The organism is Streptomyces albospinus (assembly GCF_014648695.1).
GTDB classification, from domain to species: domain Bacteria; phylum Actinomycetota; class Actinomycetes; order Streptomycetales; family Streptomycetaceae; genus Streptomyces; species Streptomyces albospinus.
This window is the reverse complement of sequence record NZ_BMRP01000087.1, coordinates 11,476-13,238: the sequence shown is the minus strand read 5'-3', so window position 1 is coordinate 13,238 and position 1,763 is coordinate 11,476. Positions and strand designations below refer to the sequence as shown.

Annotated in this window: 1 protein-coding gene and 1 pseudogene; one reads left to right on the top strand and one right to left on the bottom strand. The window is 64.9% G+C overall.

All coding sequences use genetic code 11. The features are described 5' to 3' along the window. Positions 1-90: 90 nt before the first annotated feature. A pseudogene (locus tag IEZ17_RS40355) lies at positions 91-1,030 on the bottom strand (IS5 family transposase). 80 nt (positions 1,031-1,110) lie between these two features. Here IEZ17_RS40355 and IEZ17_RS40350 point away from each other — a divergent pair. Next, the coding region (locus IEZ17_RS40350; RefSeq protein ID WP_189308613.1) for a nitroreductase at positions 1,111-1,763 on the top strand (653 nt) is incomplete at its 3' end.

Genomic DNA, 1,763 nt, shown 5'->3' with positions numbered 1-1,763 from the left:
CGCACACAGCGACAGAAGGACACGCACCACCAAGATCAACCTGACCAAGCACTACTAGGCAGTGTCCTGGCGATCACGGGCGAAGCCTGATCACGAGGGTGCCGCGGTGACCGTGCCAAGAAAGACATAGGCACGCTTGTCATACCTGGTGGCAACCGCGCGGAAATTCTTCAGGCGGTTGATCGCCCGCTCGACGGTGTTGCGCTTCTTGTACCGCTCCTTATCGAATCCAGGCGGCCGGCCGCCGCTACTGCCGCACCTACGGCGGTTAGCCGCATGGTCGGCCTTCTCTGGAATGACATGCCGGATGCCTCGTCTGCGCAGGTAGGCACGGTGCGGTAGTTGCTATAGCCCTTGTCCGCGCTGACGCTGTCCGGCTTCGTCCTGGGCCGGCCGACTGTCAGGCGCGGGACACGAATCCGGTTCATGACCGGCTCGAACTGGGTGCAGTCCGCCCGCTGCCCAGGGGTGAGCAGTATCGATAGCGGCCGGCAGTGGCCCTCCGCGCTCAGGTGAAGCTTGGTGGTGAAGCCGCCGCGCGAGCGGCCGAGCGCCTCGCCTCCTGTACCAACTCCGCCGGGAGGTCGACCAGTTCCATTCGGATCCAAGCAATCTTGATCGCACTTGCGAGGCCCCCTTTGAGGCTCGACGGTGGCGCCAGGCGTGCTCCGGCCGCATGCTGGTGGGCCCGTACCGAGGTCGAGTCCACGGAGATGTCCCAGTCGATGCCACCAACCGCGTCGGCCTCGGCCTGGATCCGCTGGAGCAGGAGCTCCCAAGTGCCACCTGCCGACCAGCGGCGATGCCGCTCGTGCACCGTCTTCCACGGCCCACAACGCTCCGGCAGGTCACGCCACTGCACACCCGTCCTGATCCGGTAGAACACCCCGTTGATCACCTGCCGGCGATCCCGCCACCTGCCACAACGCCCGTTACTCACCGGCAGGAGCGGCCGAAGTCGCTCCCATTGAGCGTCCGTCAGGTCACCTCTATCTCCCTCAGCCGTACCAACGACCGGACGGGTCGTCAGGGCGCTGCTCGGTCTGGCAATGCTCGGCACTGACCGCTGAATACGGTAGAGGGCCCGGTCAAGTGAGAGGATGCGACGACGTGGATGTGTATGAGGCCGTGGACAGCCGTCGGGCTGTGCGGGCGTTCAGCGATGAGCCGGTGTCCAAAGAGATACTTGAACGAGTGTTGGCTGCTGCAACGCGGGCTCCGTCGAGCGGGAACCTCCAGCCATGGCATGTATATGTCGTGACCGGTGAGCCCTTGGCTGAACTCAAGAGGCGCACGACGGCCAGGGCATTGGCGGGAGATCCGGGCGATGACCGGGAGTATCCCATGTACCCGGTCGAACTGACCGCGCCGTATCGGGACCGCTTTTCCGCCGCGGCGGCCCAGCGGTACAAAGCGCTGGGAATCGAGCGCGATGATCCCGACAGGCCGAAGAAGATCGCCGCCTTGAACTCGGAGGCGTTCGGGGCGCCGGTCGTACTGTTCTGCTACCTCGACCGGACGATGGGGCCCGGACAGTGGGGGGACGCGGGGATGTACTTGCAGACGGTCATGCTGTTGCTGAGGGCGGAAGGGTTGCACAGCTGCCCCCAGGTGATGTGGACCATGTACCGCAAGTCTGTCAGCCAGACAGTCGGAGCCGATGACGAGCTCGTGCTGTTCTGCGGCGTCTCGGTGGGATTCGAGAAGGAAGGCGTGCCACGGCTGCGTACCGGGCGAGCGGACATGACGGAAACAGTGAGCTT